At 66.9% G+C, this 25,823-nt stretch carries 15 protein-coding genes; 11 read left to right on the top strand and 4 right to left on the bottom strand.

Features of this window, described 5'->3' with window-relative positions:
- Window positions 1–102 precede the first annotated feature (102 nt).
- The 3 genes from ABQY74_RS00225 to ABQY74_RS00215 all read left to right on the top strand — a co-directional run bounded on the left by ABQY74_RS00225 (window position 103) and on the right by ABQY74_RS00215 (window position 10,494).
- Window positions 103–8,769: a GH36-type glycosyl hydrolase domain-containing protein gene (locus ABQY74_RS00225; protein WP_372469994.1), complete on the top strand. Its 8,667-nt coding sequence runs from the start codon at window positions 103–105 to the stop codon at window positions 8,767–8,769.
- Complete coding sequence (locus tag ABQY74_RS00220) at window positions 8,766–8,987, top strand: hypothetical protein (protein ID WP_039518066.1); 222 nt, start codon at window positions 8,766–8,768, stop codon at window positions 8,985–8,987. The genes ABQY74_RS00225 and ABQY74_RS00220 overlap by 4 nt, the downstream gene beginning before the upstream one ends.
- Before the next feature lie 559 nt (window positions 8,988–9,546).
- Window positions 9,547–10,494 carry a LysR family transcriptional regulator gene (locus ABQY74_RS00215; RefSeq protein ID WP_349792797.1) on the top strand — a complete coding sequence of 316 codons (948 nt, stop codon included), beginning with the start codon at window positions 9,547–9,549 and terminating at the stop codon, window positions 10,492–10,494.
- Window positions 10,495–10,723: 229 nt separating this feature from the next.
- Here ABQY74_RS00215 and ABQY74_RS00210 read toward each other — a convergent pair whose 3' ends face one another.
- Both ABQY74_RS00210 and ABQY74_RS00205 read right to left on the bottom strand, forming a co-directional pair.
- Window positions 10,724–11,338 carry an FMN-dependent NADH-azoreductase gene (locus tag ABQY74_RS00210; protein ID WP_047126496.1) on the bottom strand — a complete coding sequence of 205 codons (615 nt, stop codon included), beginning with the start codon at window positions 11,336–11,338 and terminating at the stop codon, window positions 10,724–10,726.
- Between the two features lie 232 nt (window positions 11,339–11,570).
- Entirely contained in the window at window positions 11,571–12,461 is an 891-nt protein-coding gene (locus tag ABQY74_RS00205; protein ID WP_349792794.1) for a pirin family protein, read from the bottom strand.
- Between the two features lie 245 nt (window positions 12,462–12,706).
- Here ABQY74_RS00205 and ABQY74_RS00200 point away from each other — a divergent pair, with 245 nt between their 5' ends.
- From ABQY74_RS00200 to ABQY74_RS00190, 3 genes are all read left to right on the top strand, one after another.
- Window positions 12,707–13,153: an Rrf2 family transcriptional regulator gene (locus ABQY74_RS00200; RefSeq protein ID WP_039518075.1), complete on the top strand. Its 447-nt coding sequence runs from the start codon at window positions 12,707–12,709 to the stop codon at window positions 13,151–13,153.
- A 61-nt stretch (window positions 13,154–13,214) separates the two neighbouring features.
- The gene (locus tag ABQY74_RS00195; RefSeq protein WP_039529453.1) at window positions 13,215–13,859 is read left to right on the top strand and encodes an NADPH-dependent F420 reductase; all 645 of its coding nucleotides are present in this window, start codon (window positions 13,215–13,217) and stop codon (window positions 13,857–13,859) included.
- A gap of 236 nt (window positions 13,860–14,095) precedes the next feature.
- On the top strand, window positions 14,096–14,440 hold the full coding sequence (locus ABQY74_RS00190) for a hypothetical protein (RefSeq protein ID WP_039529456.1): 345 nt from the start codon (window positions 14,096–14,098) through the stop codon (window positions 14,438–14,440).
- Between the two features lie 239 nt (window positions 14,441–14,679).
- On the opposite strand, the gene ABQY74_RS00185 is transcribed toward ABQY74_RS00190, so the two are convergent.
- Entirely contained in the window at window positions 14,680–14,829 is a 150-nt protein-coding gene (locus ABQY74_RS00185) for a hypothetical protein (RefSeq protein WP_181143355.1), read from the bottom strand.
- A gap of 523 nt (window positions 14,830–15,352) precedes the next feature.
- On the opposite strand from ABQY74_RS00185, the gene ABQY74_RS00180 reads away from it, so the two are divergent.
- Complete coding sequence (locus ABQY74_RS00180; RefSeq protein WP_241236751.1) at window positions 15,353–15,916, top strand: class I SAM-dependent methyltransferase; 564 nt, start codon at window positions 15,353–15,355, stop codon at window positions 15,914–15,916.
- Between the two features lie 2 nt (window positions 15,917–15,918).
- Here ABQY74_RS00180 and ABQY74_RS00175 read toward each other — a convergent pair whose 3' ends face one another.
- Window positions 15,919–17,220 carry a DNA topoisomerase IB gene (locus ABQY74_RS00175; protein ID WP_349793124.1) on the bottom strand — a complete coding sequence of 434 codons (1,302 nt, stop codon included), beginning with the start codon at window positions 17,218–17,220 and terminating at the stop codon, window positions 15,919–15,921.
- Window positions 17,221–17,278: 58 nt separating this feature from the next.
- Here ABQY74_RS00175 and ABQY74_RS00170 point away from each other — a divergent pair, with 58 nt between their 5' ends.
- The 4 genes from ABQY74_RS00170 (at window position 17,279) to ABQY74_RS00155 (ending at window position 25,701) form a co-directional block, all read left to right on the top strand.
- Complete coding sequence (locus ABQY74_RS00170) at window positions 17,279–17,659, top strand: I78 family peptidase inhibitor (protein ID WP_016901590.1); 381 nt, start codon at window positions 17,279–17,281, stop codon at window positions 17,657–17,659.
- A gap of 202 nt (window positions 17,660–17,861) precedes the next feature.
- Window positions 17,862–22,334 carry a glutamate synthase large subunit gene (gltB, locus tag ABQY74_RS00165; RefSeq protein ID WP_349792790.1) on the top strand — a complete coding sequence of 1,491 codons (4,473 nt, stop codon included), beginning with the start codon at window positions 17,862–17,864 and terminating at the stop codon, window positions 22,332–22,334.
- A gap of 118 nt (window positions 22,335–22,452) precedes the next feature.
- On the top strand, window positions 22,453–23,934 hold the full coding sequence (locus ABQY74_RS00160) for an FAD-dependent oxidoreductase (RefSeq protein WP_039514691.1): 1,482 nt from the start codon (window positions 22,453–22,455) through the stop codon (window positions 23,932–23,934).
- A gap of 681 nt (window positions 23,935–24,615) precedes the next feature.
- Window positions 24,616–25,701, top strand: a complete 1,086-nt coding sequence (locus tag ABQY74_RS00155; protein ID WP_349792788.1) for an acyltransferase — start codon at window positions 24,616–24,618, stop codon at window positions 25,699–25,701.
- The last annotated feature ends 122 nt before the right edge of the window (window positions 25,702–25,823 follow it).

The following is a 25,823-nucleotide window of genomic DNA, read 5'->3' as shown; positions in this document are numbered from 1 at the left end:
CAACGATTGCAACGCCTCGACGTAGTGCCTTCACATGCCGGCCAGACCAAGCGCGCATGATCGTGGTTCTAGCGGCTCTTATGCTGCACAGGTCATGTCTCGATGCCGCCACAGCGGAAGGCTTCTGCATTTTCTCTCTGGTGGCAGTCGATTACCCAGCCGGCAGCAACCCTGCAGCATCCGTCGGTGCGCGATGCCGTGCCTGAAGGTGCGGCCTTGCTTGGCGACGAGCAGATGGAGGCGCTGGGGCACAGCCTGGCGCAGGCGCATGTGCTCTATACCGGGCCAACCCGCGAGCTGCTGCTGTCGCAACTCAAATTCAACGAGCGCTCGCTCGGCACGGCCGCAGCGCGATTGGCCGAAATGTCTGCCGATGGCTTGCGCCTGCATCCGGCCGGCGAGTGGTTATTGGACAACTATTATCTGGTGGAAGAGCAGATGCGCCTGGCGCGTCAGCATCTTCCGCCCGGGTATAGCCGACAATTACCGCGTCTGCGTACGCCAACGTCGGTGGGCCTGCCGCGCGTCTACGAGCTGGGCTTGCAGGTGGTGGCGCATGGCGACGGGCGCGTGGATGCGATCACGCTGAGCCGTTTCATCGCGGCCTACCAACAGGTGGCGCCGCTCAAGCTCGGCGAGCTATGGGCGATTCCGATCATGTTGCGGCTGGCGCTGATCGACAATCTGCGCCGCATTGCCGAGGACATCATGCACGACGGGCGCGACACCCGCCTGGCCGCGCATTGGGCCGCGTTGCTCAACGCCACGGCGGCGGCGCAACCCAAGGACGTGGTGGTGGTGGTGGCCGATCTGGCGCGCTCACAGCCACCGGCCACCGGTGCGTTCGTGGCCGAGCTGACGCGCGGCATCCAGGGCCGCGGCCCGGTGTTGTCGATGGCCAGCGCCTGGGTGGAGCAATGGCTGGCAAGCGAGGGCCACAGCGTGGAAGGCCTGGTGCACGCCGAAAGCCAACGCCAGGCGGCTGAGCAGGTGGCGATCAGCAACAGCATCGGCAGCCTGCGGTTTCTGGACGACATGGATTGGCGCGATTTCGTCGAGGCCATGAGCGTGGTCGAGCAGACCTTGCGCAAGGATCCGGCCGACGTGTATGCGCGCATGGATTTCCACACCCGCGATACCTACCGGCATGTGGTGGAACAGCTGGCGCAGCGCCTGGAGCGCGACGAGCCGGCCGTGGCCGAGGCAGTGCTGCAGTTGGCGGCGCACGCAGATGCCGCGATGCCGGTGGCCGGCCACGTGGGCTATTACCTGGTGGATGCGGGATTGCCGCGGCTGCGTGCCGCGCTTCGCGACTCAGCAGCGGCAGATACGCCGCCCCCACCGCGCCCACGCGCGCGACGCGTGGCGCTGCCGGTGTATCTGCTTCCGATCGCCGTGATCGCCGTGCTGTGGAGCGGCGTGCTGCTGCAGGGCGTGAGCGCACTGCCGCCAGCGCTGTGGTGGATCACCGCTGGCATCGCGCTGCTGGCCGCCAGCGAGCTGGGCATTGCCCTGGTCAACTGGGTGGCAACGCTATGGGTGCGCCCGCATCCGTTGCCGCGCATGGACCTGCGTGCCGGCATCACGCCCGATTGCCGCACGCTGGTGGTGATGCCGAGCATGCTGGCCAGTCACGAGGCCATCGACGAGTTGGTCGGCGCCTTGGAGGTGCATTACCTGGCCAACCGCGACGACCAGTTGTACTTCGCGCTGCTCACCGATTTTCTCGATGCCGCGCAAGCGCTGTTGCCTGGCGACATGGCATTGGTGGCACATGCGGCGCAGCATATCGACCGGCTCAACGCGGCCTATGCCGATGCCCACGGCGATCGCTTCTTCCTGCTGCATCGCGCACGCCAGTGGAACGCGGGCGAAGGCTGCTGGATGGGCGCAGAGCGCAAGCGCGGCAAGCTGGAAGCGCTCAACCGCCTGCTCTGCGCCGACGACGCGCGGCTGCAGGCAGCCCACGAATTCCTGCAGGTGCAAGGCGATGTCGCCGCGCTGGTGCAGGTGCGTTATGTGATCACGCTCGACAGCGACACCCACCTGCCGCGCGATGCGGCACGCGCGCTGGTCGGGGCGATGTCGCATCCGTTGAATGTGCCGCGCATGGATGCGGCCGGGCAGATCGTCGAGGCCGGTTACGGCATTCTGCAGCCGGGCCTGGGCACCGGCATGAGCGAGGGCGGCGAGTCGCGCTTTGCGCGCATGTTCGGCATCGAGCCGGGCATCGACCCGTACACGCGTGTGGTCTCGGACGTGTATCAGGATCTGTTCGGCGAAGGCTCCTTCATCGGCAAGGGCATCTATGCCGTGGCCACCTTCGAGCAGGTGCTGGCCGGCCGCTTCCCCGATAACCGCGTGCTCAGCCATGACCTGCTGGAAGGCTGCTATGTGCGCGCCGGTTTGCTCAGCGACGTGCGTCTGTACGAGCGCCACCCGCAACGCTATGCCACCGATGCCAAGCGCCGCGCGCGCTGGGTGCGTGGCGACTGGCAGTTGCTGCCGTGGTTGCTGCCGTGGGTACCCGACCGGGGTGGCCGGCGCGCGCGCAATCCCTTGTCGTGGTTGTCGCGCGGCAAGCTGCTGGACAACCTGCGCCGCAGCCTGGTGGCCCCGGCCGCGCTGAGTCTGTTGCTGATCGGCTGGTTGTGTTCGCCCACGCCATTGCGCTGGACGCTGTGGCTGCTGGTGCTATGGCTGCTGCCAGGGCTGTGTTCGGCGCTGTATGCGCTGGCGCATCCGCCCGAGGGCCTGGGGCTGCGTCATCACGCGCGCCAGGTCGGTGTGGGGCTGCGTCAGCATCTGCTGCGCACCGGCGTGGTGCTGGCCTGCCTGCCGTTCGAAGCAGGGATGCAGCTGGCCGCCATCGCCCGCACGCTGGTGCGGATGTCGATCACCCGGCGCCATCTGCTGCAGTGGGCGCCATCCAGCGAAGTGGAACGCAGCGCGCGCAGTGGCAATGCCGAGCAACAGCTGATGGCCGGCGCCGCGTGCAGCGCGGCATTGGCTATCGCCGTGGTGGCGTGGTGGGCGCCGTTGGCGCTGTGGGCGGCGTTGCCACTGGGGCTGGCGTGGATGGCCGCGCCCTGGCTGATGGCCTGGCTGGGCGAACAACCCGCCGCACCGGTGGCGCAGTTGTCGCAGGAACAACGCGCTTTCCTCGGTGGATTGTCGCGGCGCACCTGGGCGTTCTTCGAAAGCCATTGCACCGCGCAGCACCACTGGCTACCACCGGACAACGTGCAGGAATACCCGGTCACGGTGGTGGCCAACCGCACCTCGCCGACCAATATCGGGCTGGGCCTGCTGGCCAATCTGGCCGCCTACGATCTGGGCTACCTGACGGTGGCCGGCGTCATGGCCCGCGTGGCCCATACGCTGACCACGCTGGAAGCGCTGCCGCGCTATCGCGGCCATTTCTACAACTGGTACGACACCGAAACGCTGGTGCCGCTGTTGCCGCGCTACGTCTCCACCGTGGACAGCGGCAACCTGGTCGGGCATCTGCTGACGCTGCGGCAAGGCCTGCTGGCACTGGTGGATGCGCCGGCGTTGTCGTTGGCGGTGTTCGATGGATTGGCCGACACCCTGGGCGTGCTGGCATCGCGAGCGCAGACACGCAGCGACGCCGCCGCCAATGCGCTGGACGCCATGTCGCAGAGCTTGCAGAGCATCCGCAGCCAGCCCGCGCCGAGCCTGCACCAGGCCAACCAAGCGCTGCGCCTGCTGCTGGCGCAGAGCCACACGATCCTGGCGCTGATGCCGGACAGCGACGACGACGAGCCGTGGCCGCAACGCTTGATCGACAGCTGCGAGGCGGCCCTGGCCGAAGTGGGCCATTGCGCAACCACGCTTGCCGGTACCGATGCGCACGCGACGCCGCCCCCTGGCACCACGGCCGCCACGCTGCGGCAACTTGCCGTCAGCGACCACGCACCCGGCGTGCAGACCTGGGCCGCCGGACGCGTGCAGGAGCTGCAACGGCTTGCGCATATCGCCGGGCAGCTGGCGCAGCTGGACTACGACTTCCTCTACAACCCCGCCCAGCAGTTGCTCTCGATCGGCTACAACGTCGACGACCAGCGCCTGGATAGCGGCCATTACGATCTGCTCGCCTCCGAGGCGCGCCTGGGCATCTTCGTGGCGATCGCCCAGGGCAAGTTGCCGCAGGAGAGCTGGTTTGCACTCGGCCGCACGCTCACCGACACCGGCGCCGAGCCCACGCTGCTGTCGTGGAGCGGCTCGATGTTCGAGTACCTGATGCCCGATCTGGTCATGCCCAGCTACCCGCAGACCTTGCTGAGCCGTTCGATGCGCGGTGCCGTGCAGGCGCAGATCCGCTATGGCACCGCACGCGATGTGCCGTGGGGCGTGTCCGAATCGGGCTACAACACCGTCGATACGCGGCGCAATTATCAGTACCGCGCATTCGGTGTGCCCGGGCTCGGGCTCAAGCGCGGCCTGGGCCAGGATCTGGTGATTGCCCCCTACGCCAGCGCGATGGCGCTGATGGTCGAGCCGGATGCGGCCTGCCGCAATCTGCAGCAACTGCAGGCGCTGGGATTTGGCGGGCGTTTCGGCTTGTACGAGGCGATCGACTACACCCCCTCGCGCGTGCCGCGTGGCGAACAGCATGCGCTGGTGCGCTCGTTCATGTCGCATCACCAGGGCATGGCGCTGCTGGCGCTGGACCACGTGTTGCGCGATGCGCCGATGCAGAAGCGCTTTGTCGCCGACCCGCAATTCCAGGCCACGCTGTTGCTGTTGCAGGAGCGTGCACCGCGCGCTGGCGTGTATGTCAAAGGCCTGGCCGACGCCGCTGAGCGCCCGGTGGCCACCGAAGCCGGCATGGCCTTGCGCATCCATCGCGACCCCAATCTGCCCCAGCCGGCGCTGCAATTGCTCTCCAATGGGCGTTACCACGGCATGCTGACCTCGGCCGGCGGTGGCTACAGCCGCGCGCGCGACATGGCGGTGACACGTTGGCGCGAAGACGGCACCCGCGATCACTGGGGCACGTTTTGCTATCTGCGCGATGTGGACAGCGGCGCGGTGTGGTCGGCCGCGCATCAGCCCACCTGCGTGCCGGTGGAGCGTTACGAGGCGATCTTTTCCGATGCCAAGGCTGAGTTCAAAGGCAGCCACCAGCGTTACGACAGCCATCTGGAAATCGCCATTTCCGCCGAAGACGATGTGGAGCTGCGCCGCTTGCGCATCCGCAACCGCTCGCGGCAGACGCGGGTGATCGAAATCACCACCTACGCCGAAGTGGTGCTGGCACCGGCCCAGGCCGACGAGGCGCATCCGGCTTTCAGCAACCTGTTCGTGCAGACTGAAATCCTGGCCGACAAACAGGCGCTGCTGTGCACGCGCCGCCCGCGCGGGCATGACGAAGCGCAGCCGTGGATGCTGCATCTGGTGGCGGTGCACGATGCCGACGTGGCGTCGATCTCCTACGAGACCGACCGCGCCGCATTTGTCGGGCGCGGGCGCAGCACCCGCAATCCGCTGGCCTTGCACGCACACGCGCACGCCAGCCTGTCCGGCGCGGCCGGCTCGGTGCTGGACCCGATCGTGGCGATCCGCTGCCGCATTTCGCTGGCGCCGGATCAACAGGCGCAGGTGGACATGGTCTACGGCGTCGGCACTCAACGCGAGGCCTGCACCGCCTTGATCGACAAGTACCGCGACCGCCGTCTGGCCGACCGCGTGTTCGATCTGGCGCTGACCCAGAGCCAGGTCATCCGCCGGCAGATCAACGCCTCGCTGGAAGACGCGATGCTCTACGAGCGGCTGGCCGCTCGCGTGCTGTTCGTCGACCCGCAACTGCGAGCCGACAGCGAGGTGTTGCTGCACAACCATCGCGGCCAGTCGGCGCTGTGGAGTCACGCCATCTCCGGCGATCTGCCGATCGTGCTATTGCGCATCACCGACCCGGACAATCTGGATCTGGTGCGCCAGCTGGTGCAGGCGCACGCGTACTGGCGCCTGAAAGGCCTGCGCGCGGACCTGGTGATCTGGAACGAAAGCCAGGCAGGCTATCGGCAGCAATTGCAGGACGCGATTGTGGGCCTGATCGCCGCCGACCCCGAAGCCAATGTGCTCGACCGCCCCGGCGGCATCTTCGTGCGCGCCATCGAACACATCTCGCAGGAAGACCGCGTGCTGCTGCAGACCGTGGCGCGCGCGATCCTCAGCGATGCCAACGGCACCCTGGACGCGCAATTGCAACGCCACCCCAGCGCGCGTGCGCATCCGCCGTTGCTGGAGCCCATCCAGCAACTGGACAGCGCCGATTACCTCAGCAGCACCCACGCCGCCTACCTGGACCGAACCCTGCAGGCCGCCGCCGAAGAACCGGTGCTGTTCGACAACGGCCTGGGCGCCTTCGCTGCCGACGGCCGCGAATACCGCATCACCCTGGACGAAGGCACCGCCACACCGGCGCCGTGGTGCAACGTGATGGCCAACGCGCAGTTCGGCAGCGTGGTCAGCGACAGCAGCCCCGGCTACAGCTGGGCCGAAAACGCGCACGAATTCCGCCTCACGCCGTGGCATAACGACCCGGTCGGCGATGCCTCCAGCGAAGCGTTCTACCTGCGCGACGAAGACACCGGCCAGGTGTGGTCGCCGATGGCGCTGCCATGCCGCGGCAATGGTCGCTACACGGTGCGCCACGGCTTCGGTTACAGCGTCTACAGCCATATCGAACACGGTATCGGCAGCGAGCTGTGGGTGTTCGTGGATGTGGAGCGCCCGATCAAGTTCAGCCATCTGCGGTTGAAGAATCTTTCAGGCCGCCCACGCCGGCTCAGCGTCACCGGGTACGTGGAATGGGTGCTGGGCGACATCCGCGCCCGCTCGCAGCTGCATGTGGTCAGCGAGGTGGATCTGGGCAGCAGCGTGCTGACCGCGCGCAACCCGTACAACACCGAGTTCGACGGGCGCGTGGCGTTCTTCGATGCCGATGCACCCAGCCGCAGCATCACTGCCGACCGCAGCGAATTCATCGGGCGCAATGGCAGCCTGGCCGCGCCCGCCGCACTCACGCGGCAGCGTTTGTCCGGGCGCGTGGGTGCCGGCCTGGACCCGTGCGCGGCGATCCAGATCCCGGTCACGCTGGCGGCCGAACAGAGCTTCGAAACGGTATTCCGCCTGGGCGCGGCGGTGGATCGCGACACCGCACTGACACTGGCCCGCCAGAGCCGTGGCGTGGCCGCCGCGCACACCGCCTTGCTGGCGGTGCGCGCGCATTGGCAGCAGGTTCTGGGCACCGTGCAGGTGACCACGCCCGATCCGGCGGTGGATCTGCTGGCCAACGGCTGGCTGCTCTACCAGACCATCGCCTGCCGGTTCCTGGCACGCAGCGGCTACTACCAGTCCGGTGGCGCATACGGCTTCCGGGACCAGTTGCAGGACAGCATGGCGATGGTGCACGCGCAGCCGGCGCTCAGCCGCGCGCATCTACTTCGCTGCGCCGCGCATCAGTTCGTGCAGGGCGATGTGCAGCATTGGTGGCACCCGCCACAGGACCGCGGCGTGCGCACGCAGTGCTCGGACGATTTTCTGTGGTTGCCGCAGGCGCTATGCCGTTATCTGGATGTCACCAACGACGCCAGTGTGCTGGACGAGCGCGTGAGCTTTATCGACGGGCGCGCCCTCAAGCCCGACGAAGAATCGTATTACGACCTGCCGCAGATCACCGCCAACATGCAGTCGCTGTACGCGCACGGCGTGCTCGCCCTGCAACGCGGCATGGCACGGCTGGGCGAACGCGGCCTGCCGTTGATCGGCAGCGGCGACTGGAACGACGGCATGAACCGGGTCGGCAAGGACGGCAAGGGCGAGAGCGTGTGGCTGGGGTTCTTCCTCTACGACACGCTGCTAAGGTTCGCAGACGTGGCCGTGCAGCGCGACGATGCGACATTCGCAGCGACCTGCCGTGCGCACGCCCACGCCTTGCGCACTGCGCTGGAACAGCATGCCTGGGATGGGCGCTGGTACCGGCGGGCCTGGTTCGACGACGGCACGCCGCTGGGCTCGAGCGACTCGGACGAATGCCGTATCGATTCGCTGTCGCAAAGTTGGGCGGTGCTGTCCGGTGCGATGGACCCGGCGCGCGGTGCACAGGCGATGGACGCGATGCACCAGCAGCTGGTGGATCCCGACGCCGGCATCGTCAAGCTGCTGGTACCGCCGTTCGACTGTACCGAACACGACCCCGGCTATATCCGCGGCTATGTGCCCGGCGTACGCGAAAACGGCGGTCAATACACGCATGCGGCGGTGTGGGCGACGATGGCCTTCGCGCATCTGGGCGACAGCGCGCGGGCCTGGCAACTGGCCGGCATGATCAACCCGATCCACCACGCCCGCGACGCGGCGGGCGTGCAGCGCTACAAGGCCGAACCCTATGTGCTGGCGGCCGATGTCTACGCAGTGGCGCCGCACGCCGGCCGCGGCGGCTGGAGCTGGTACACCGGCGCCGCCGGCTGGATGTACCGCTTGCTGACCGAATCGCTGCTCGGCCTGCAACGCCATGGCGAGCGCCTGCACCTCGTGCCGTGCATCCCGGCCAGCTGGCCCCAGTACCAGCTGCGCTATCGCTTCGGCACCAGCACCTACGTCATCGACGTCACCCAGCGCCCCGGTGTCGAGCCACGGCTGGAAATCGACGGCATAGCGCAAGCCGAGCTTGCTTTCACTCTGGTCGACGACGGTGCGGTCCACGCTGTCGCCCTGGACTGGCCGGGAGACGCGACATGAGCACACGCATACGCACCCACACCAATCACCAGCTTTCCGATCTGGGCAGAATGTTGTCGGTATGGCCGCAGCGGGTGCGCGACCCCAGCCAGTTCTGGCCGCAATTCGATGCCTTGGCCAAAGGCATTCTCGACGAGGCCGCCGAGGCGGATCTGCAACGCGTGCAACGTCGCTTGCGGCAGCTGTTGCACCGTCACGGACTGACGCGAAGGAGCTGAGTCGTAGAGGCGTTGGAGTCAGTCAAACGCTGAGTTAATCGAGCGCGCGGTGCCCTCACCGCTCGCGGGACACGCCGTAAACGCGTCCCTGGGGGCTCGGTGGCGGCATCCATGCCGCCACACGGTCCCGCAATCGGCAAGGACACCGCACCAGAGATCTTGCTGGTTGCTTTGAGAAGAGCTATGCACACCGACCATCTCGACGGGTCCTTGCCCGCCCACCGTCGCGGGACCTTACGCGGCATGGATGCCGCGTAGAGCCTACAAGGACGTACTTGCAGCGTGTCCCGCGATGGTGGGCGGGCTAGGGGCCTGCAGCCAAGCCCCAGATCATCCGCTCTACATCCGGTCTATCCGCGCAACCCAAAGACACAAGACAACCAATATCTGGACTCGTCGCGTTGCTTGGATGCGATAAAAAAGCCGAGCTCCTCGAGGGCATGACGCGCTGTGCCGCCGGTCCACCTTTGTCCGCCACATGCAGTGCTGCACGCTGCTGTGATCGACGACGCGCAGTCGCCACGCTTAGACTCCGCATTTACACGCGTCCAGGCCGCTGGTGATCGATCTCAATGACATTGCGCTGTACGTGCAGGTCGTGCGCAGCGGCAGCTTTGCCGAAGCCGCACGCCGGCTGGGCACTGCGCCCAACAGCGTGAGCCGGCGCGTGCAGCAGTTGGAAGCGCAACTGGACACCCGCCTGATGCAGCGCTCCACTCGCAAACTCACCCTCACCGACGCCGGCCAGGCCTTTTACGAACGTTGTGCCGATGCGGTGGACGGGCTGACCTCGGCCGGGCAGAGCCTGGTGGCCGGTGGCGACGAAGCCGCCGGTCTGGTGCGGGTGGCGGCGCCGGCGGATTTCCTGGATTTTTTCAGGGTCGAATGGGTGGGCGAATTTCTCGCCGCGCATCCGCGCGTACGGCTGGAATTCGTACTCAGCGATGCCAAGGCCGATCTGATCGCCGAGCGTATCGATGTGGCCTTCCGGGGCGGTGTGGTGACGGACCTGGGCTATGTCGGCCGCCAGATCCTGGCCGACACCAACGATGTCCTGGTGGCCAGCCCCGGCTACCTGCAGGCGCGCGGCAGGCCGTTGCGGCTGGACGAATTGCCGCACCACGACTGCATCAGTTTTCCGCATCCCAGCGGATATGCCACCTGGACACTGGTCGGCCCGTCCGGGCTTGCCGAAGATGTCCAGGTGCAGGCGCGCATGGCCGCCACCACCGCGCGCGCGCTGCGGCTAGCGGCGGTGGCCGGGCTCGGCATCGCGTTGTTGCCGCAGGCACTCACGTGGCCGGATATCAACGAAAGTCGCCTGACCGTGGTGCTGCCGGATTTTCAACGCAAGGGCCAGAGCCTGTACGCGCTCTACCCGAGCCGACACTATCTGCCGCGTGCGGTCTCGGCGTTCATCCAGGCCGTGACGACACGATTGAATGCGCCTGAATGCAACGAGGTGATTGGCTTGGCAAATAGCGCCGCGATGCGCGGCGTGCAGTGATTGCGTGATGCCAAGGGAAGCGGTTGCAACGCCCCCAGCGATGCAGCATCAGCGCCGACATCCTTTGAAGCGCTGTTGGCGCCCCGCCACGCGGGCAACGCACTGCATCGAGCGGCACGCTGTCCGCTCGATGCAGTGTCACCACGGTTGAGAGATCAGCGCCGGGCATTGGGTGGCTTGATCGCCGCCGCAGGCAATGCCAGCGGACAAGCGTCACGCGCTACCTCGCTCAGGCAGCAAGCCCATCGATCTGCTGCTGGGCACTGGCGATACCCGCCTGGCGTGCGTCTGCGCCGGTGGCCAGACCTTCGGCAACGATCACTTCCGGGTTGTGCACACCGATGAACCCCAGCGCCGTGCGCATATAGGTCTCGGCATGCTCCAGCGATGCCATCGGCGAGCCGGCGCCATAGAAGCCGCCACGCGCCACCAGCAGAATCACGCGCTTGTTGCCGGCCAGCCCTTCGGGCACGCCCTGCGCGTTGTAGCGGAAGGTCTTGCCGGCCACCAGCACCCGATCGATCCAGGCCTTGAGCTGGGTCGGGATGGTGAAGTTGTACAGCGCCACGCCGATCACCACGGTGTCGGCATCCAGAAACTCCTGCAGCACCGTCGCACTGGTGGCCAGCTCGGCGGCCAGTGCCGGGCTCTGGTCGCCGGTGGGGTTCTGCTGCGCTGCCAGATGCGCGCCGGACAGGTGCGCCAGCGGCTCGGCAGCCAGATCGCGGTAAGTCACGGCGATATCGCTGTTGCCGGACTGCAGTTTTGCAACGGTGGCCGCCGAGAGCTGACGGCTGACCGAATAAGCGCCGAGGATGCTGGAATCGAGATGGAGCAGTTTCATGTCAGTGCCTTTGTTAAGAAGTATGGGGTGTGAGAGTTCGGCGACGCGTGGCGCAAGCGCACCCGCAGCGACGCGGTGGAATTGGTGGTTGAAGATGAGGTGCAGGTAAGGCGTGCTGATTGGAAGGCGTATTGCGCCCGGAAGTCTCTGTCGCGCGCTGGTATGCCGGGCAATCCGCGTGCTGTGTGCCTGCCACGCGGCAGCCCTGCCTCGGCTACCGGTGGCGCCCGGCTCAGGCCAGGCGGCCCCGCGCGCGCAACTGCTCGCCGATGCGGCGGATTTCCGCCTCGCCCTGCGCCAGTGCGGCCTTGCTGGTATGCACCGAGTAGTGGCCCATCACCAGTTCGTGTGGATGCTTGACCGCCGAGCCCAGCACGAAGGAGGTCGCACCCACCGCCACCACCTCGATGGCCTGCTCGGCGTCCTGGAACACCGCCATCTGCCCGCTGCCGATGGTGTCGGCCGCTTCCAGCTGCCCGCCGTGCACCGCGATCCAGGCCACCTCATGGCCGGCCGGCGGCACATAGCGCCAGGTCTCACCGTCACGTAGCTGCACGCTCAGGTAGGTCATGTCGGCCGGTGCCGGGATTTTGCTTTCCAGTGCGCCGTAGCGACCCAGCAGCACGCGCACCGGGCCGTCCACCGGCACATCGTCGGGCGACAGATACAGGCTCTGCGCCGGGGCGTTTTCTTCGGCCGCCGGCAGCGCAACCCATAGCTGAAAGCCCTTGGCCGAGGACTGGCCCACCGGCATGCCGTCGTGCCAGACGCCATTGCCGGCGCGCATCCATTCCACCCCGCCGGTGGGCAAGGTGCCTTGCTGGCCGGTGCTGTCTTCGTAACCGACTTCGCCGTCCATCAGGTAGGTCAGCGTGGCGATGCCCGAATGCGGGTGCATCCCCATCGGCGCACCGCCGATCGACGGCTTGACGGTGAACAGGTCCAGGAACACGAACGGCTTGACCAGCTGGCCCAGGTCGCCCGGGCTCATCAGCCGGGTGATCGGACCGCGGGTGGTGCCGCGGGTGCGAAACACCACCGGACGCGGCGGGGCAATGGCCTGCACGCCGGGCTCGCGCTGCGGCTGCTGGTCGGCGTAGACGGTGGCCAGTTGTGCGTTCATGACGGATCCCTTTGCAGTGGTGGAGCAAGCTGCCCCGGTGATGCAAAGATTAGAGATGCGCCCATTGATCGACTAGCCGGAAGATTTGTAGTGGAGTCGTCCAGATCTGGAAGTAATCTCACTTCCGGCATAGCGACGCATCAATACAGACAGGACACGACGCACGCATGATCGGTAACGTCAAAAAGAGTTGACGGACCTGGACTTTAATGTAATCGTGTCGCCAACACATCGACTATATCGCCATGCCAACCAGTACCCGCTTCGCCGTTGCCGCCCATACCCTGACTGCCCTGGCCGTCAGCGGCGGCAAGCCAATGCGCTCGGAAGACCTGGCCTATAGCGCCAACACCGGCGCGGTGGTGATCCGCGGCCTGCTGTCGCGGCTGACTGCCGCCGGGCTCACCAGCTCCCAGCTCGGTGCCGGCGGCGGCGCCCTGCTGGCGCGCCCGGCCGAGGACATCAGTCTGTTGGAGATCTACCGCGCGGTAGAAAACACCGAACTGTTCGCCCTGCACCGCACGCCGCCGTGCGAGGCCTGCGCAGTGGGCGGCAACATTCTGCAGGCATTGCAGCCAGCGCTGGAACGCGCGCGGCAGGCGATGGAACAGGAACTGGCCGGCGTCAGCGTGGCGCAACTGGCTGCAGACGTCGCGCGGCTGGGCAAGTTCAGCATCCCGTTGCAGTGGTAACCCCACCCTGCATTTCAGTTTATATGTCGCCATGTCGGCGACATACATCAGGAGTAACACCATGAGTATTGGCATCATCGGCGCAGGCGCTATCGGCAGTGGTTTCGCCCGTCTTCTGGCCAGCCGGAACATCCCCGCGCTGATCTCCAACAGCCGCGGCCCGGAATCGCTGCAGGCCTTGGCGGCCGAGCTTGGCCCATTGATCACGCCAGTCACTGCGGCCGAGGCGGCCCAGGCCGATATCGTGCTGGTGGCGGTGCGCTGGCATGGCCTGCCGGCTGCGCTGGCCGGGCTGCCCGACTGGAACGGCCGCATCGTCATCGACAGCAACAACGCTTTGATGGACGTCGCCCCCGACTCGCCGGAAGCCACCGACCCCGCTAACCCGATCGGCGCCTATGGGCTGAAGGCGATCGACACCGGCGGCCGCCCCTCCAGCCAGGTGTTCGCCGAGCTGGTGCCGGGTGCGCGCGTGGTCAAGGCCTTCAACCATCTGGACTCGCAGCTGCTCGGCAAGCTGGAGGTGACTGAAGGCAAGCGGGTGTTCTTCATCGCCGGCGACGACGCCGATGCCAAGGCGCAGGTCGCCCAGTTGCTCGCGCAACTGGAATTGGCCAGCGTCGACCTGGGCCCGCTCGCCACCGGCGGGCCGTTGTTCGAGTTGCCGTTCGGCCCGTTGTCGGTGGCGAGTTTCGTCAAGCTCTGAGGGGCTGGGATTGGGGATTGGCATCCACGCTTCCTGTGCGTCTGTGCGCAAGGGCAGTGGTCACCCAATGCAGTCGGGGCGTCGCTAACGCGACGCCCCGTTGCGGTCATCGGACCTGCTGCCACGTCATGTGAAGGACGCAAGCCCGCCCGCGGGCCGCTTTCTGTCCGCGGCCTTCATGCCACGCCAACAACGCTTTCTTCACGCTTGCGCCATTCTTCCGCTGGAGACCCCCGATGATCCGCACCCTCGCCCCGCTCGTTGCCGTGTTGTTGCTCTCGGCCTGTGCCTCCAACCAGGTCGCGCAGGTGCAGCCCATCGACGGAGCCATCTCCGGCCAGTGCCATATCGACAAGGTGCGCGGCGCGGTCGGCCTGGCCGCGGCGGCGCAGACCATCGAACGTGCGCGCGTGGACAGCGACAGCCTGCAGGTCAGCGTGCGCCGCGGCGAGCGCGCCACCGGCGGCACCACTGCCAGCGGCTTGGCCGACCCGGCCCAGGGCGCCAGCGAAAGCGGCGGCGATCACCTCACCGTCGAGACCGGCCCGAACAACAACATCACCGCGATCTACTGCGGCTGAGGGGGCCGCTGGCACCGGCGCATCCGCGTCGCCGTCCCAGGGACGGTGACGTGTGCAGCAGGCACGTGCCACATTGCCTGCTGCCGCCGGGACCATGACCACAGATCGCGCTGGCGAACGGACCAGCGCGCTGCTCGGCTCAATCTGCACGGGCTTGCAGAAACTGCCGTCGGCCTTGGCCCCGATGCCAACGGCACCATGCCGCGCCGTTGGCACGGTGCTTATCACCGTCGAGCGGATCAGAGCACGTCCGCCGGTAGATGCTGGACACAGGCATCCGCGTTGGACAGCACCAACGCCGCGCGCCATTGCAGTTCGCCAGGATCGGCGCTCAACGTGACATCGCACGGCCGGTCGTAACGGCTGATGTCGCTCGTCCCGCTTTCCATTGCCAATCCTCCACGCTGGATAACGGCGCCAACCGTAGTGCGATTGCATGCATCGCTTGGACAGAGCCTACAGATCACGTGGATGCGCTAGGGCTTCAACACACCAAACGTGATCTGCCGATTGTCCAGAGTGCGCGTTACACGTTGCGGCGCACTAGTGCCGCTGCAGTTGGTGCGCAGCTTCTAGCCGATTGACGCGTTGCTGCATCCATAGTGCGGTTTGCCTGTCGCTCGCCTGTACAACGCAGGCGTTGAGCACGTGCCGCGCATCGCATTCGGTCATCGCCTGCATCAGCAATCACTCAGAAAATTGCTCGTTGATGACACTGCATTGCATCGCCAACGTGGCATTGCCAAGGTGTCAATACTGATAAGAACCTGAACTCTCGTGGCCGAATCGCAGCGAGGACGGACTACGGACAGCTTCTTGCTTTAGCCTTGTTTTACGCACAATCGCGCATCTGCGTCGATGTTGCTTGAACGAACTCTTTCAATGTTGTGAGGATAGATGGCTCGTTCGTATATGACGTCGTTTTTTCGCGAATGGCTCACCGCACCCTGCTCCGTTGCCGCGATACTCCCCTCCGGACGCGCACTCGCCTCCATCATCACTTCCGAGTTGTCGGAACGTACTGGCCGTGTCCTCGAACTCGGGCCGGGCACCGGTGTGTTCACCCAGGCGATGATCGACAAGGGCGTGCAGGAAAAAAACCTCACCCTGCTCGAGTACAACGCCGCCTTTTCTGCGTTGCTCAAGCAGCGCTTTCCGCGCGCAAGACTGCTGCAGATGGATGTTGCCGAGCTTGAATCGATACCGCGCATCGATGGTGCGTGCGTCGATGCCGTGGTCTGCGGCCTTGGCTTGTTGAACATGCCGGCGCATCAGGTGGCTGCGATCTTGCGTGGCGCCTTCATGCAGTTGAAGCCTGGTGGCCGACTGTATCTGTTTACCTACGGAATCAGGTGCTCGGTTCCGGCACAGATCCTCGACGCGCTAGACCTGGAAGCCATCAGGATCGGGCGCACGTACCGAAACGTTCCGCCTGCGACGACCTATCGCGTCCAACGTCGCGCATGCGCGGCATAGCCTCAGGCAGATTTTGCACGGCGCAGACTCGGCCCGGCCGCCTTGCGCGGTTTGCTGCTGGTCTTGCGTGGCTTGCTGCGCGAGTCGGTCAGAAAACGTAGCGTCGCTGCCTCCCATTGACGCTCGCCGCGCACGCCGGTGGCCATGGCCTGCAACTGACCGGCGCGCCAGCCTTCGAAGACGCACGGGTCGATGTAGGCCTTGCGACACACCGAGGGTGTATTGCCCAGCGCATCGGCCACTTCGCGGATGACATCGTTCTGCACCTGGGTCAGCGCGCGTTCGCTCATGCGCTCGGGCAGCGGCAAACGTGCCAGACGTTGCAATGCCGCCAGCGTGCCGCCCCAGGTGCGGAAATCCTTGGCGGTGAAATCCTCGCCCATCGCCTCGCGCAGGTAGTCGTTGACCTCGCCCGAATCCACCGGCTGCAGCTGGCCGTCGTCATCGCGGTACTGGAACAGCGATTGCCCCGGCAATTGCTGGCATTCGCGGATCAGTTTGACCAGTTGCTTGTCGTCCACCTCGATATCGTGATCCTGGCCGCTCTTGCCGCGGAACTTCAGCCGCGCGCGCCCGCCGCGCAAGAATTCCATGTGCCGGTTGCGCAACGTGGTCAGCCCGTAGGAACGATTGCTGCGCGCATACTCCGCGTTGCCCACGCGCACCAGCGTGTCGGCCAGCAACGCTACCACGATCGCCAGCACCTTCTCGCGCGGAAATCCCGGCAGGACCAGATCGCGGCGTAGCCGGCGGCGCAGCTTGGGCAGCGACTGGCCGAAGGCGATCACCCGCTCGAACTTGCCCTCGCCGCGCACCTGCGCCCAATCGGCGTGGTAGCGGTACTGCTTGCGCCTGCGCGCATCGCGGCCGGTGGCCTGCAGATGGCCGTTGGGCTTGGCGCAGATCCACACCTCGGTATACGCCGGCGGAATCGCCAGCGCGCGGATGCGCTGCAAGGTGTCGGCATCGGCCACGCGTTGTCCGTCTGCGCTGCGGTAACTGAAGCTCTTGCCGGCCTTGCGGCGGCTGATGCCGGGCTGTTGATCGTTGACGTAGGTGAGCCCGGCCGCGCGCGCGGTGGCCTTGGCCTGTGCAACCGCGGCCACGCTCGCCACCGCAGCAGTGGCAGCCACCGCGCCGGCGGCAACGGTGGCCAGCTTGCCGGCGGCGCTGGCGGTGGCGGCGGCATTGCGAAGAACACGTTTGGCTTTCATTGCGCACGGATCGAAGGACAGGCGCCGATTGTTGAGCCGGGCAGGACTAGGCCGCGTCAACGCTGCGACAACGCCATGTGGGCAAGCGATGCCCGCGAGCGGGTTTTCTGCTTATGCTTGGGCTTCCCCTACTGTGCTGGAGTCATCGATGCGCGCTGTCCTGCCTACCGCCCGTCTGGCCTGTACCCTGGTCGTGCTGGCGGCATTGACTGCCTGCGGTTCGCCGCAACCGGACGAGCAGGAAGCCGTCTCCGCCAAGGCGCAGCAAGCCGCCGAACAAGCCGCCGCACCGGCACCGGCCGCCGCGCCCGAAGCGCCGCCGATCGGCAGTTGCGATGCCACCCAGGTGCAATCGCTGGTGGGTCAGGCGCTGACCGATGCGGTGAGCGACCAGGCACGTACCGATGCCGGCGCCAAGTCGGTGCGCGTGCTCAAACCCGGCCAGATGACCACGATGGAGTTCAACGGCGAGCGGCTCAATCTGGAAGTCGATGCCAAGAACGTGATCGCCTCGGTGCGTTGCGGCTGAGCACAGGTCGGCGCCTGTTGGCGAACAGGCGCCAAGCCAGCTGGCACAAGGCCTTGCAGCCGCCCTCGTTGCAGCTGTAACGGTGTATTGCGGCACCGCATCAACTGTGGTCTAGTCGATCATCCGGTGACCTCTTCGAAACGCTCCACGGATCGAGCGCTGCAACGTCGTCGCCGCTCTCCCAGATCGCAAAGAGGCAGACATGGCCCCCCGCACTCGCCAAGGGCTCAACGACTACGGTCTCTACAACAGCGTGCGCGATGAGCGCGACGCCTGTGGTTTTGGCATGGTCGCCCAGTTGGACGACCAACCTTCCCGTTCGCTGGTGGACACCGCAATTGCGGCGCTCTCGCGCATGACCCACCGCGGCGGCGTGGCGGCCGACGGCCTCACCGGCGATGGCTGCGGCCTGCTGATCCGCAAGCCCGATGCGTTCCTGCGCGGGCTGGCGCGCGATGCCGGCATCGCCCTGGGCACGCGCTACGCGGCCGGTGTGGTGTTCCTGCCGCTGGACGAAGCCGATGCCGCACGCTGTCGCACCGAACTGGAAACCCAGTTGCACAGCGCTGGCGTGCAGTTCCGCGGTTGGCGCGTGGTGCCTACCGACGACAGCGTCTGCGGCCAGCTGGCACGCGACACCTTGCCGCGCATCGAACAGATATTCGTCGATGCCGGCGCCGAGCAGAGCGAAGACGGCTTCACCCTGGCGCTATTCCTGGCGCGCCGCCGCGCCGAGCAGGCGCTGCGCGAAGTGGAAAACTTCTACGTCACCACGCTCTCGCCCAACGGCATCAGCTACAAGGGCATGGTGCTGCCGGACAAGCTGAGCACGTTCTACCCGGACCTGCAGCGCAGCGACCTGTCCTCCAGCGCGATCGTCTTCCACCAGCGCTTTTCCACCAACACGCTGCCGCGCTGGCCGCTGGCGCATCCGTTCCGCCTGCTCGCCCACAACGGCGAGATCAACACTATTGAGGGCAACCGCCGCTGGGCGCAGGCGCGCAGCAAGGTGTGGCAGACCCCGCGTTTCGACATCGCCGAGTTCGACCCGGTGATCTCCATGCATGGCTCGGACTCGCAGAGCCTGGACAACATGCTCGAGCTGCTGATCGCCGGTGGCATGGACCTGCTGCAGGCGCTGCGCATCCTGGTGCCGCCGGCGACCCAGTCGCTGGAATTCAAGGACGCCGACCTGGCCGCGTTTTACGAGTTCTACGGCCTCAACACCGAGCCGTGGGACGGCCCGGCCGGCATCGTCGCCTGCGACGGCCGCTATGCCGCCTGCATGCTCGACCGCAACGGCCTGCGCCCGGCGCGCTGGATGCTGACCTCCGACCGCCATTTCCTGGTGGCCTCCGAGGCCGGCGTGTGGGAGCTGCCGGCCGAGCGCATTACCCGCAAGGGCAAGCTGGGCCCGGGCGAGATGATGGCGATCGATCTCAAGCGCGGCGATCTGCTGGACTCGGACGCCATCGACCGCATCAACCGTGAGCGCGCGCCGTACAAGCAATGGCTGCAGCAGGGCGTGACCTATCTGCAGACCGAACTGATCGACCCTTCGCTGGTGGAAGAACCCTTCAGCGAGCAGACCCTGCGCAGCTACCACAAGCTGTTCCAGCTCAGCACCGAGGAAGTGGAGCAGATCCTGCGCCCGCTGGCCGAGACCGAGCAGGAAGCCACCGGCTCGATGGGCGACGACACCCCGATGGCGGTGCTCAGCCGCCAGACCCGGCCGCTGTACGACTACTTCCGCCAAGCCTTCGCGCAGGTCACCAACCCGCCGATCGACCCGCTGCGCGAAGGCATCGCGATGTCGCTCACCACCCAGCTCGGCAAGGAGACCAACATCTTCCACGCCGGTGCGGAGACGGTGAACCACGTCATCCTCAACTCGCCGGTGCTCAGCCAGCGCAAGCTGCGCCAGCTGCTGAAGATGGAGCAGTACGTCGAGCGCAACCGCCTGATCGACCTGTCCTACAGCGTGGAGGAAGGCCTCAAGGCCGGCCTGGAACGCATCTGCCAGGAAGTGGAGGCGGCCGCGCGCGCCGGCGCCGTCATGCTGCTGCTGTCGGACCGTTACCCGGTCCCGGACCGGCCGATGGCGCATGCGCTGCTGGCCACCGGCGCGGTGCATCACCACCTGTGCAAGGTGGGCCTGCGCTGCGACGTCAACCTGATCATCGAAACCGGCACCGCGCGCGATGCGCACCACATGGCCTGCCTGCTCGGCTTCGGCGCCACCGCGGTGTATCCGTACCTGGCCTACCAGACGCTGTTCGACCTGGGCCGGCGCGGCATCCTGCAGCTGAGCAAGGGCGGCGAGCAGTCGCAGATCGGCCGCCGCTACCGCAAGGGCATCTACAAGGGCCTGTCCAAGATCATCTCCAAGATGGGCATCTGCACCATCGCCAGCTACCGCGGCGCGCAGTTGTTCGAGATCGTCGGGCTGGACCCGGACGTGGTGGAGCTGTGCTTTGCCGAGACGCCCGCACGCATCGGCGGCGTGGGTCTGTCACGGCTGGATACCGAGGCGCGCGAGCTCACCGCACGCGCCTGGAACGACCAGCTCAAGCCGGAAGTGGGCGGCCTGCTCAAGTACGTGCACGGCGGCGAGTACCACATGTACAACCCCGACGTGGTCATGACGCTGCAGCGCGCCACCCGCACCGGCGATGCTGGCGACTGGCAGAAGTACGTCGACGCGGTGCATGCGCGCCCGGCCTCCACGCTGCGCGATCTGGTCCAGCTCAAGCGTGCCGACACCCCGACCCCGCTGGACGAGGTGGCCCCGGCCGAAGATGTGTTGCGTCGCTTCGACACCGCCGCGATCAGCCTGGGCGCGTTGTCGCCCGAAGCGCACGAGGCGCTGGCCATCGCGATGAACCGCCTGGGCGGTCGCAGCAACTCCGGCGAAGGCGGCGAAGACCCGGCCCGCTATGGCACCGAGAAGCGCTCCAAGATCAAGCAGGTGGCCTCCGGCCGTTTCGGCGTGACTCCGGAATACCTGGTCAACGCCGAGGTGCTGCAGATCAAGGTCGCCCAGGGCGCCAAGCCCGGCGAAGGTGGCCAGCTGCCCGGCCACAAGGTCAACGAGCTGATCGCGCGGCTGCGCTACGCCAAGCCCGGCATCGGCCTGATCAGCCCGCCGCCGCACCACGACATCTATTCGATCGAGGATCTGGCCCAGCTGATCTACGACCTCAAGCAGGTCAACCCGACCGCGCTGGTGTCGGTGAAGCTGGTGGCCCATGCCGGCGTCGGCACCATTGCCGCCGGTGTGGTCAAGGCCGGCGCCGACCTGATCACCGTGTCCGGCCATGACGGCGGCACCGGCGCCAGCCCGGTCAGCTCGATCCGTTATGCCGGCGTGCCGTGGGAACTGGGCGTGGCCGAGTCGCACCAGGCGCTGGTGGCCAACGACCTGCGCGAGCGCACCATCCTGCAGACCGACGGCGGCTTGAAGACCGGCCTGGACGTGGTCAAGGCCGCGTTGCTGGGCGCCGACAGCTTCGGCTTCGGCACCGCGCCGATGATCGTGCTGGGCTGCAAGTACCTGCGCATCTGCCACCTCAACAACTGCGCCACCGGCGTGGCCACCCAGGACGAGCGCCTGCGCGCGAACTACTTCACCGGCCTGCCGGAGCGCGTGGAGCATTTCTTCCGCCTGCTGGCCGAGGAAGTGCGTCAGTGGCTGTCCTACCTGGGCGTGCGTTCGCTGGACGACATCGTCGGCCGCACCGACCTGCTCGAACAGCTGGAGGTCTCCCCGCGTGCCGGGGTCAAGGTCGACCTGTCGCGCCTGCTGACGCATGCCCGCTACGACGGCAGCCACTGCGCCGCCCAGCGCCTGTACGAATCGCCCGACAGCCTGGCCACGCAGATGGACGGCCTGCTCGCCGATGCGATCGCCAACAAGCGTGGCGGCGACCACCGTTTCCTGATCCACAACACCGACCGCTCGATCGGCGCGCGCCTGTCCGGCGCCATCGCGCGCGTACACGGCAACCACGGCATGAGCGATGCGCCGTTGAATCTGCGCTTCCGCGGCACCGCCGGGCAGAGCTTCGGCGCGTTCAACGCCGGTGGCCTGCAGCTGGAGCTGGAAGGCGAGGCCAACGACTACGTCGGCAAGGGCATGGCCGGCGGCCGGCTGGTGGTGCGCCCGCCGCGCGGGGCGCGCTTCGAGGCGCGCAGCACGCCGATCGTCGGCAACACCTGCCTGTACGGCGCCACCGGTGGCGAGCTGTTCGCGGCCGGGCGGGCAGGCGAGCGCTTTGCGGTGCGCAACTCCGGTGCGCTGGCGGTGGTGGAAGGCGCCGGCGACCACTGCTGCGAGTACATGACCGACGGCGTGGTGCTGGTGCTGGGCAAGGTGGGCCTGAACTTCGGCGCCGGCTTCACCGGCGGGCTGGCCTACGTGCTGGATATCGAACGCGACTTCGTGGACCGCTACAACCACGAGCTGATCGACATCCACCGCGTCTCCGCCGAGGGCTTCGAGAACCATCGCCAGCACCTGCACACCCTGATCAGCCGCCACCGCGAGCTGACCGGCAGCATCTGGGCGCAGCAGATCCTGGACGAGTTCCGCGACTACATCGGCAAGTTCTGGCTGGTCAAACCCAAGGCCGCCAGCATCGAGTCGCTGACAGAGTCGCTCAGGCGTGCCGCCTGAGTGACGGGATTGGTGAATCGGGAATCGGGAATGGTGAAAAGCCCGGTTCGTCGGCTCCACTCCCGTCTCGCAGAACCGCCGTTGCGATTCCCCATTCCCCATTCCCGATTCCAGCCCTATGAGCCGCAAGCAAGCCTTCCAATTCCTCGACCTGCCCCGGACCATGCCTACGCGCATTCCGGTGGAGCTGCGTACGTCCGGTGACTGGGGCGAGCTGTACGGCAAGTTCGACAAGGCCGACGCGCAGTACCAGTCCGGCCGTTGCCTGGACTGCGGCAATCCGTACTGCAGCTGGAAATGCCCGGTGCACAACGCGATCCCGCAGTGGCTGCAGCTGGTGCAGGAAAACCGCATCGAAGAAGCCGCCGCGCTGTGCCACTCCACCAATCCGCTGCCGGAAGTGTGCGGGCGGGTGTGTCCGCAGGACCGCCTGTGCGAAGGCAGCTGCACGCTGGAGGAGTTCGGCGCGGTCACCATCGGCGCGGTGGAAAAATACATCGTCGATACCGCCTTCAAGATGGGCTGGCGCCCGGACCTGGGCAATGTGCAGCCGAGCGGCTGGCGGGTGGCGGTGATCGGCGCCGGCCCGGCCGGCCTGTCCTGCGCGGACCGCCTGGTGCGTGCCGGCATCGAGGCAGTGGTCTACGACCGCTACGAGCAGATCGGCGGGCTGCTGCAGTTTGGTATTCCCAGCTTCAAGCTGGACAAGTCGGTGATCGGCAAGCGCCGCGAGATCCTCGAAGGCATGGGCGTGCAGTTCCGCCTGGGCGTGGAGATCGGCAAGGACGTCAGCATCGAGCAGTTGCTGGGCGAGTTCGATGCGGTGTTCCTGGGTACCGGTGCCTACCGCTACACCGATGGCGGGCTGCCCGGGCAGGACCTGAAGAACGTGCTGCCGGCATTGCCGTTCCTGGTGCAGAACAGCCGCATCGTCAGCGGCAATGACCCGCACGGCCGGCCGATCGCCGGCTGGGAAGACCAGATGGCGCTGCCCGATCTCAACGGCAAGCGCGTGGTGGTGCTGGGCGGCGGCGACACCGGCATGGACTGCGTGCGCAGCGCCATCCGCCTGGGTGCGGCCAAGGTCACCTGCGCGTACCGGCGCGACGAGGCCAGCATGCCGGGTTCGGCACGCGAGGTCGCCAACGCGCGCGAGGAAGGCGTGCGCTTTTTGTTCAACCGTCAGCCGCTGTCGATCGAATCCGGCGCCGACGACGAAGCGATCGGCGTGACCGTGGTGGAAACCCGGCTCGGCGAACCCGATGCCAGTGGACGGCGCAACGCGGTGCCGGTGGAAGGCAGCGAATCGCTGCTGGAAGCGGACGTGGTGATCATCGCCTTCGGCTTCTCGCCGACCCTGCCCGACTGGCTGGCAGCGCAGGGCGTGGAAGCCGGCAGCAACGGCCGCATCGTCGCACCGGCCGACGACAACGGCCGGCTGCCCTACCAGACCAGCAACCCGCGCCTGTTCGCCGGTGGCGACTGTGTGCGCGGCGCCGACCTGGTGGTCACCGCGGTGGCCGAAGGCCGCGATGCGGCCGGCAGCATCGTGCAGCTGCTGGGCGTCAAGGCGCAGGTCAAGGAACCGGCCGCGGCCTGAGTGCCGACCAGCGCGTGGGCTCGGCGCCCACCGCTGGTTGCCGGCTCGCGTGCGGGCAGCCCGCACGCTGCGTCAGCGGCCAGGCCGCATGACGCTGCTCGATGCAGCGCATCCACCGCGACCCACCGTGCGGAGAACGCTCCTGTAGGCGACCAGACTCTCGCCTGACTCATGCCCCAGGGTTCCACCTGCCCGCTCATGCAGGCCAGACGCCTCGTGGCGCAACGCCGATATCGCATCGCAGGGTCGTGGCTTGTCCGACCCGCAGGGCGCGGGGACCCACGCACGCCTCCTCCGCGATCGACATCTCGCTGGACACACGGCGCGCCGGACAGGAGTGCCAGCAAACGCAAGCGCCAAGCCGCCATGCAGCCTTTCGCACGCACGCTTGAGCCTGCCATCGGCATGCACGCAGGCCCGCAGCGATCTGCAGCCTCGACGATTGCAGCCACTATCGAAGTGTGATTTAAGTCACACATCTGCTGTCGCCCTCTAACGCGATCCTGCCGACCCACCTCCAGACGCGCAGGACGCCCTGCGCCGAACCGGATGTGCTCGGCAACAACGGCAGTCGGTCCCATCCCGGTGCGCGATACCGCCGCCGCGGACTCCAGACCTCATTCATCTGTCGCCGCCCCCCGCGGCGGCGAAGCCGTGGGCCTCACCTAAGGAAGCAACCTCATGACGCAGCAACTCACTACCGGCCAACATGGACGCGACGACTGGGTGGACTGGCTACGCGGTGCCAGCGTGTTGATGGTGATCGTGCTGCACGCCTATGGCTTCGCCTTCGATGCCTACCCGGAACTGCGCGGCGGTGCGGCGGAAGAAAGCAGCGCACTGATGCTGTCGATCGAGCGCCTCAACCGCTCGCTGGCGCCGCTGCGCATGCAGCTGATGTTCCTGCTCTCGGGCCTGTTCGTGGCACGGGGGCTGGACAAGGGCATCGCGCCCTACCTCGGCGGCAAGCTGCGGCACGTGTTGTATCCCTACCTGCTCTGGTCGGTGCTGATCTTCGCCCTGCGCGAGGCAGGCTCGGTGCTGGCCAAGGCCGAACCCATCGCCTGGCTGGACCTGGGCAAGATCGCGGTCGGCAACGTGGCGCTGACCTGGTTCCTGTTCTACCTGTTCGTATTTCTGGTGCTGATGCCCTTGCTGCGCCGGCTGCCGGCGCCGTTGGTCCTGGCCGCAACCGTGCTGGGCTGGGTCTGCCTGGGGCCGCTGATGCGCCAGGGTGCCGATCCGTTCTATTACTTTGCGTTCTTCTACATCGGCACGCTGCTGGCCGGCCGGGTGCCGGCCCTGCTACGGCAGGCACCGCGCTGGATCTGGCCGCTGTCGTGCCTGAGCCTGTGCGCCATCGTGCTGATCGCCAATCTCACCGCGCTGCACGGCATCTGGATCGGCTACCTGCCGCTGGTGCTGATCGCGCTGCCGCTGCTGATCACCGCGGCGATGTGGGCGAACCGGCAACCGGCCGCACAGGCGATCCGCTATGTGGGCCGCAACTCGGTGGTGTTCTACCTGAGCCACTTTCCGCCGTTCATCGTGCTGGCCTACCTGCTGCCGCGCTGGATCGACGAGGGAACGGTGCTGTTCTTCGCCTTGTTGAGTGTCGGCGTACTGGGGCCGGCCGTGCTGTGCCTGCTGCGCGTACCGGGCCGCCTGCCCGCGCTGAATCTGCTGTTCTCCGCGCCGCTGCCGGTGCGTCGCTCACGCAGCTTGCCTGTCGCCGGCAAGCTGCATGCCTCGCCAGTGTCCGCATAGTGGGGATCCATGCCGGCAGTGCCGCTCAGCGGCGCTGCCGATCCAGCTGGTACGGCTGATGTCGTGCGGTCATACGACCATTCACTACCGTTCGAAGCCCCAGGTGATGCATTCCATGCCGC

Origin of the sequence: Xanthomonas sp. WHRI 7064 (genome assembly GCF_040202355.2) — a bacterium.
In the GTDB taxonomy this organism is placed as follows: Bacteria; Pseudomonadota; Gammaproteobacteria; order Xanthomonadales; family Xanthomonadaceae; genus Xanthomonas; species Xanthomonas arboricola.
This window is presented reverse-complemented; position numbering and strand designations above follow the sequence as displayed.